Source organism: Microcoleus sp. S13_B4 (genome assembly GCF_036700885.1).
Classification (GTDB): domain Bacteria; phylum Cyanobacteriota; class Cyanobacteriia; order Cyanobacteriales; family Microcoleaceae; genus Microcoleus.
Window position 1 is genome coordinate 105579 of the sequence record NZ_JAUBPU010000014.1, and the last position, 7851, is coordinate 113429.

General features: G+C 51.5%; 3 protein-coding genes. 1 reads left to right on the plus strand and 2 read right to left on the minus strand.

Annotation, left to right across the window (positions count from 1 at the left end):
* Positions 1–136: 136 nt before the first annotated feature.
* Both QT994_RS11270 and QT994_RS11275 read right to left on the minus strand, forming a co-directional pair.
* Entirely contained in the window at positions 137–3421 is a 3285-nt protein-coding gene (locus QT994_RS11270) for an Ig-like domain-containing protein (protein WP_333174468.1), read from the minus strand.
* Between the two features lie 383 nt (positions 3422–3804).
* Positions 3805–6015 (minus strand): recombinase family protein, encoded by a 2211-nt coding sequence (locus QT994_RS11275; protein WP_333174470.1) that lies wholly within the window; start codon positions 6013–6015, stop codon positions 3805–3807.
* A gap of 52 nt (positions 6016–6067) precedes the next feature.
* Between QT994_RS11275 and QT994_RS11280 the strand changes: the two genes are divergently transcribed.
* A complete protein-coding gene (locus QT994_RS11280) occupies positions 6068–7438 on the plus strand; it encodes a proton extrusion protein PcxA (protein WP_333174473.1) in 1371 nt (456 codons plus the stop codon).
* Positions 7439–7851: the final 413 nt, after the last annotated feature.

Consider the following 7851-nt stretch of genomic DNA (forward strand, 5'->3'; position numbering starts at 1 on the left):
CGACGACGGCGTAGGCGACGGCGCCGTGCCGCCATCCAAACTATCCCCGTTCTCATCGGGTAGCCGATTTTCGAGAAAAGGTACTGATACTGCACTTGGCATTGTTCCGACTCCTTGCGACGCTACTCAAAAACTACTAAATAAACTTAAAGTCAGATGCAGTAATGACGGTGCTGAGCGCTCCCGGCACTGTAGGAATAGAATTCAACACTCCCAAATCGAAAGCTGGGAGACTGTCATCTGCCACATTCGGGTCGAAGCCGAGAACGTACTTGTTAAAAGTATTGTTCAGGTACACGAAGAAAGCTCCCGCTTTGCTCGAACCGTTTTGATTCTTCAACACTGCATTTACTGCTTGAGCGTTGTCAAATTTAGATTCAAACAAAATGACTGATTGCTTGCTAATGTTGTCGCCGCTAGACCCGATATTCCTGACGATAAAACTGGTGAAATCGAGAGTAGTTCCTGAGTTGGTTAAACCTGCGAAATTTGACGACCTGAACAAAAATCTGTCGGTCTCGCTGCCGTTAGCGTTAAAGTCAGCAATCACGTCCACGCCTTCGCTGGGAGTTTCGTAGTAGAAGAAATCATTGCCATCATCGCCCGTGAGCAAGTCAGAACCGTTGCCACCGCCCAAAATGTCATTGCCGACACCGCCGGAAAGCGAGTCGTTGTCATCGCCGCCCAACACCAAGTCATTGCCGAAGGCGCCGCTGAGACAGTCGCTGCCGGCACCGCCGTCGAGAGTGTCGTCGCCCGCTTGGCCTAACAGGGAATCGGTGCCGGCCTCGCCCAACACGTAGTCATTGCCCAAACCTCCTAGTCCCGTGTCGTTGCCTTGTCCACCCAAAATCGTTTCATCGTTGTCGCCGCCGGATATGGAATCGTTATTGATACCCCCGTCAAGCAAGTTTCTGCCCAGCCCACCGTCGAGGATGTCGTCGCCAGCACCGCCGTCGAGGGAGTCGTCGCCAATGCCACCAAGTAAGGTGTCAATCCCGGTGCCACCAAGTATCGAGTCGTCGCCGGACTCTCCCAATATCGAGTCATTGCCTATTCCGCCGTCAATGCTGTCGTTATTGTCACCGCCCAAGAGGTTGTCATTGTCATTGCCGCCGAACATCAGGTCGTTGCCCAGCCCGCCGATCAGCGAGTCTATGCCGTCGCCGCCGTCAACTGTGTCGTTGCCCAGTCCGCCGTCAACGGTGTCGTTGCCGATCGCGCCTACCACCGAGTCGTTGCCTGCTTCACCGAATACGAGGTCGTTGCCGCCATTACCATCCATGATGTCGCTGCCGTCGCCCCCAGAGAGGGTATCGTCGCCGGCCCCGCCGAGGATGAAGTCGCTGAGGTTGCTGCCTGTAAAGCTGCTGGCCGGGAGTGCGCTGCGATCGACAATATTATCTACCACCGTGATGCTGAAGGATACCGGCCCAACAGTTGCAGACCCATCGGAGGCGGTAAACGTGAAACTGTCGCTGCCACTTGTCGCCAGCAAGTTGTATTTGACGATGTTGTTGTTGATATCGTCTTGGGTGAATTTGCCGCCGACGTTGAGAAAGGTGGTGCCCCTTTGGACAAAACCTCTGGTAGCGTCGGGGGCTTTGGTAATCGTGTAAAAGATTTCCGACGGCGTGTTGTCGGGATCTGTCACTAACAAATCGGCAGCGGTGATTGTCTGGGTAGGATTACTTTTGGCAACCACCACACCGTCGTTAATTACTAGCTGCGGGGGGCTGCTGACACGGATGCTTGCTACCGCCTGACTTGTGCCACCGTTACCGTCTGAGATCGAGTAGCTGAAGCTGTCAGTACCCGAGAAGCCCGGATTCGGGGTGTATTTGAATACGCCGCCGCCCACGGGAACCAGGCTCCCTTTGCTTGCTGGAGCAAAAGTCGTGACAGTCAGAGCGCTTTGTTCCGCGTCAGTGTCGTTCAACAGAACGTTGAGAGTGAGTTGTTGACCCGCAACCGTGGTGAAGTTGTCGTTAACTGCTTTTGGAGGTTGGTTAAGGATGGGCGTCGGACTTGCTGTCGGTGTCGGACTTGCTGTCGGCGTCGGGAACGCCGGCGTCGGATTTGCTGTCGGTGTCGGGAATGTCGGCACCGGCTGGTCTGGCGTCGGTGTCGGACTTGCTGTCGGCGTCGGCGTTGGGCTGGCTGTCGGTGTCGGCGTCGGCGTCGCTGTCGGCGTTGGTGTCGGACTTGCTGTCGGTGTCGGCGTCGGACTGTCTGTCGGCGTCGGTAGGGGAAGCGGAGTTGCGCTGCCGGGAACTGTGGGGGCAATTACAAATGAGCTTCGCCCTAGGGTTCTGCTGTCTACTCCGGGCAATACTGCTAAAAAGTCGCCGCTGACGCCGTTGCGAATAATTGTGCTGCCGGCTTTGGTGTCGGTGCTTTGGAAGATTACCAAATCTTCAAACTTGAGGTCGCCACTTAACCCGATCGCATCTTCGCCTTGACGAAAGTCTGTGAAAATGTCGGCATCGGCGATGTCGGGGCCGCCTGTGGTCAGAAAGCCCGCGTTAGTGCCGGCGCTGCTGCTGCCACTGGGGGAACTGAAGGCACCGATGACGAAGACATCTCTGCCTTCGCCTCCTGCCACTACGTCTTTGCCTGCTTCGCCCCAAAGAACGTCGTTGCCAGCACCGCTGTCCACGATGTCGTCGCCAGAGCCGCCGAATACGATGTCGTCGCCGTCGCCGGAAAAAAATGTATCCCCCCCGGCGTTTCCGTAGAGCCAGTCGCCTCCTTCGTTGCCAAATACCAAGTCTTCGCCATCGCCGCCGAAGAGCGAGTCGTTACCTTGGTCGCCCCAGAGGATGTCGTCGCCTCGATCGCCCAAAAAGCTATCGTCGCCAGAACCCCCGCGCAAGCTGTCACTGCCTTTTCCGCCGTAAGCCGTGTCTCTGCCTTCGCCTCCGATTACCGTGTCGTTGCCGTCATTGCCATACAGCAGGTCGGGGTTATTTCCCCCGTCGAGGGAGTCGTTGCCTTTACCTCCGTACAGGGTATCGAGTCCTAAACCGCCATCGAGAACGTCGTTGCCGGGCCCGCCGAACAGCACGTCGTCATCATCGCCCCCGAATACTAAATCGTCGCCGTCGGCTCCTTGCAGGTTGTCGTTGCCTTGCAGCCCGGAAATCACGTCGGGGCCGGGACTGCCAACTAAGGAGTCGTTGGTATCTCCGCCGCGGACTACGCCACCGATGACTGCGGGCGATGTACTTCCGCCTCCGCGCAAGGTGTCGTCTATGCCGCCAAATGTGTCGTCCCCGGAGGGAGTTGGAGTTCCCGTCGGCGTCGGAGTTGGTTCTGGTGTTGGAGTTGGAGTTGGAGTTGGAGTTGGTGTTGGTGTTGGTTCTGGTGTTGGTTCTGGTGTTGGTGTTGGTATAACTACTACTGGCACTGCACTGGGCATTATTTTGGCTCCTTTAAACAACGACGATCCCGATTAACTTTAAAAACTGATTAGTATCAGTTTGTTGCCACAAATATGGCTTAAAATTGATTAATAATCCCGATCATTTCTAACATACTAAATCAGAAATGCAACGGCTATAGATATTTTTTAAGCCGGGCATATTTTGAGATCAAAATATTAATGATTGCACGTTTTGCTGCCTATCTTGGGTATACTTTAATATCGGCGCACTTTTATCCAGTCTAGAAGTCTGGCTTCGAGTCAGCCTGGTGTATTTATCCAAAACCAGAAAAAATAGAAATCTTTGCAGTCATAATTTGTTGTTTCCGAATGTCGAATGCTGAAGACAGATGTGCCTCTTGCCTGCAGAAGTGAATGCCTTATGCTGACTGCTGACAAGAAACAGAGCTGTTAATTAGGGGCAGAAGTGGCCCGGTTTGTTCTTGTCCACTGACGGATAGTTCGCTGTGGCAAAGGTAAAGCAGGGAACAGCGACTTAACAAATCTAGCAGAATTCGCCGCAGTCGCTGTTGGTCAGCCGCTGTTTCCTCTTCGGTTTCCCAGGGACGCCCCTGTTGCGATCGCAAAAATAAGGGGGCGCCAAACAATGTCGCCGCACCGCCGCTCAGCCACAGGGGCGAGCCGGCATCCAGCCAAAAGTGCCATTTGTGGGCGCGGCGGCTGCTGCGGTACTGGAAGATGTTTGCGAGGGTGACGGCTCTGGCTGCTGGGCCTTCTGGACGGACTGGAAAGGGGTTGGCGGTGACGGTTCCTTGGCGCAACAACTGGATGAACCGCGCGATCGTTTCTGAGTCGCCGCCGTTTGTTGGTTCTACGCGCTGCATTCGCCCGTTGATTTCCCAGTAGTGGCTGGCTGTTTCCATTAACTCACGCAGGGCTGCTAGCCGATCGTAGGGGAGGTATCTATCGTTCATGAGAAATTTCTGGATGGCTCGATCGAGCAGCGCAAGTGGACTCGGCAACAGCCGCTCCTGCTGTTGCGACCGCTGTTGTTCGATCCACTCGACAATCTGCTCGTAGGCCCGGGCTGCTCGGTGTCCCAGTCTGTCCCACCGGGGAAAGGCTGTAATTGGCAGCAATTGAGGTCGATCGATATCTGGACAAAAACAGTGATCGGCGATTAAACCTGCTCTCACTTGGTCGATCGATTTTTGATTGTGAATTTGAGATGTTAGATTGAAAGTCGAGTTGGAATCTTCTGTTTCCAATGAACGGTGTTTCTGGCTGCCCAACACTACCAGCATTTCGGCGGCGCCGTCTCGATCAACTAAACGGCCGAGTCCCGGATAAACTAAGGCTAACAAAGTGAGTAAAGCTCGAATCTCTGGGGTAGTCGAGAGGGGACGCTGATCGTTGAGAGATACGGCGGCGATACCATCTCGCGCCAGAATTTCCGTTAAACTGTAACGGGCGATCGCATCCATCCCAGGGGCAATTACGGCGATTTCCTGCGGTTCCACGGCTTGTGACTTCACCGCATCCACGATGATTTCGGCTGTTTCTCGCAGCAGTTGAGCCCGGGAAGTGGTTTGGAGCGATCGAACTTTACCGGGCAAACTCAAGCCTAAAGGATAAAAACCCTCAGAATTAACTGCTAAACTTACCGCTAAATCTCCAATCTCTGGGGCTAAACCGGCTTGTGCGTCCAAATTTTCCACGCTTTGACAGCGGTCTTCGAGTCGCGCTAGGTATTCTGTGTCAGCCCCCAAGCCCAAACGCACTCCTCCATCCCGATTGTAGGAAAACGCCCCCACTGCACCTTGGTCGAGCATTCGATCGAACACATGGCCGCTGATCGCGGGATAATCGTCAAGATCGTCTGCGATCACAGCTTGGTATCTAGAGGCCAAATGCTTCTGGTAACTGACATCCGGCAACAAATAGCGCCAGTAGAGTTCGCAAACAATCCCGTAAGTCAGGAACCCCCGCGTCAAGCACCATTCCCGCCACCTTTCCAGCAACTCTCCCATGCTAGTCCACAGGTTGGTCGAGCCGCCTGAGATAGCAAATCCCTGTTCCAGAATGCTGGGAATCTCTTCTCTGGGCGTACCGCTGACAGCAGCAAGTTGTAATAAGTCTAGTGTTCGACGCACCATTCGGTTTGGACTTACCCCTGTTTGTTGCAAAATGCCTTCGTCTAGTTCGCGACGCCAGAGTCTGGCGGCAAGTTCCAGTTCTGTTTCAGGTTGCAGCCGTAGGGGAAATTGAGCCTTCAAATGCAGCGACTGAACTAGCAGGGGCCAAAATAGCAATACCTCCTGCTCAAAAAAACCGAAGGGCGTTGTGGAGTGAAAGGTATATTTTCCTTCGGTAGCGACGGCGATGCGATCGGCCAATTCTAGCCGGTTGTCTCCGTTAGCTGCTAAGACTAAAATTGCTGGGGCAGTTTGTCCAGCCCGCCGCCGCCCGGAACTCGATGGCCCTGAAACTTTTGTGGGCAAAGGCTTGACAGTTTTGCTCCAAATGCAGAACTGCTCGACTAACCTAGTGGTTTTGCCACTGCGGGCAGATCCGACAATCCAAATTGAATCCGACACCTCGGTTCCCAATTTATGTAAATTTGTTACCATACTGTGAATACTTTAATCACTAATGTCTACAGCCAACTAACAAGCTTTAGCTATGAATACTTCTCCGTGGCACAGGATTGTAAAATATCTCTACAGCGCTAACCAATGGTATCGAGAAACGCCTGAGAGGGCCCTAGAACAGGCCTACGATGCTGCGTTAGCCATTAAGGCGATCGAAGACGAGCATTTTGGCGGTCAAGGAATCTCTGAGCGATCGGGAGATTACGGACAAAGCACCCTGTCTTACTTTAAATCCGAACTGCAAAAATACCTCAAGGTCATCCAAACCAGAATGGTTGAGTTTAATGCTAGCCGTTCTTTTTTGGAACTGCCGGAGCGAGTGGGGGCTAAACCGAAAACGGGGCCCAGCGCTGAGCCTCACCAGCACGGATTACATCTAAACAATAAAGATCGAGCCTCCCTTGTATTTGAGAAGCTAGAGTTTATTGATGGAGTCATCGACAAGTATATTAATAATAGTAGATCAACGGCCATTGTTCCGGTTGTCAGTTCAGTAAATCTGCAGGCAAAATCTACAACAAATAGCAGTTCTCCACCTGACCCCAAAAATAAAGGTTCAGCTAATTCGTCGGTTCAAATTCACGATGGTGAGGTTGACACTAACTATGAAGAAGTGAATTTATTACCGCGATCACTTTTGGGAACTTTGAATCGAATTACTAAAGATTTAGACCCGGAAGCGGAAAAAGAAGTAGTTAAAAATTTCCGCAATTCCAAAGTAAAAACAATTATTTCTCTGAGATTTATTTTACTTTTGATTTTAGTTCCGCTGTTGACGAATCAAATTTCCAAAAACTTTCTAGTCGGACCGGTAGTTGACCATTTTAGAGGTCAAGAAAATGCCCCAGTTTTCCTAAATGTTAACCTGGAAGAAGAAGCATTGCAAGAACTGGAGAGATTTGAGCAACACCTCAAATTTGAAAAGTTAATAGGCATTGCTCCGTCGCTTTCTTTAGAGGAAACGGAAAATAAGATTACCGAGAAAGCAGTTGAGCTAGCGGAGGAATACCGCGGTGAAAGTGGTGGAGCTATTAAAAATATTTTTGCCGATTTGATTTCCTGCATGGCCTTTGCCGCGATTATCGTCACTAACAAGAAAGAGATTGAGATTTTAAAGTCTTTCATGGACGATGTGATTTACGGCCTCAGCGACAGTGCGAAAGCTTTCGTAATTATTTTGTTTACAGATGTGTTTGTGGGATTCCACTCGCCTCATGGTTGGGAAGTAGTTCTCGAAGGTGTATCGAGGCATTTGGGACTGCCAGAAAATAGGCAGTTCATATTTTTGTTCATTGCAACGTTTCCAGTGATATTGGATACGGTATTTAAGTATTGGATATTCCGTTATTTAAACCGGAGTTCGCCTTCGGCTGTTGCTACGTACAAGAATATGAACGAGTAATCAGAGGCGAAGGAAGAAGGAAGAAGGAAGAAGGAAGAAGGAAGAAGGAAGAAGGAAGAAGGAAGAAGGAAGAACAAAAAAAGATGTAATAATGGCAAGGGCTTCAGGTATTGATAACTTCCTCTTTAGGGGGTCCACTGCCGCAAACAGAGTGGCTTACTCATAGCGCAGAAAACCATTTATTGGTTGCGTCAGGAGGGGTTTAATTAAGTAGATAAACTTAAGCTGTTGGGTCTCTAAATTTTATTTAGGGGCGGGTTCTCGCGCTCACCCCACAAGAATTTTATCAAACTTGACTGTCCTAAAGGCTCCGCTCAGGAAGGGTAAAATTTAGATCCCACATTCCGCACCCCGACTGTCACATGGGGTGCGGGTGGGCTGCGGTTCGCGAGTCGTGTTCAGGGCGACCAAAA

Bases quoted from the DNA above. Each gene is read 5' to 3' on its own strand.
- QT994_RS11270 (WP_333174468.1), bottom strand. From the start codon at position 3,421: ATGCCCAGTGCAGTGCCAGTAGTAGTTATACCAACACCAACACCAGAA.
- QT994_RS11275 (WP_333174470.1), bottom strand. From the start codon at position 6,015: ATGGTAACAAATTTACATAAATTGGGAACCGAGGTGTCGGATTCAATT.
- QT994_RS11280 (WP_333174473.1), top strand. From the start codon at position 6,068: ATGAATACTTCTCCGTGGCACAGGATTGTAAAATATCTCTACAGCGCT.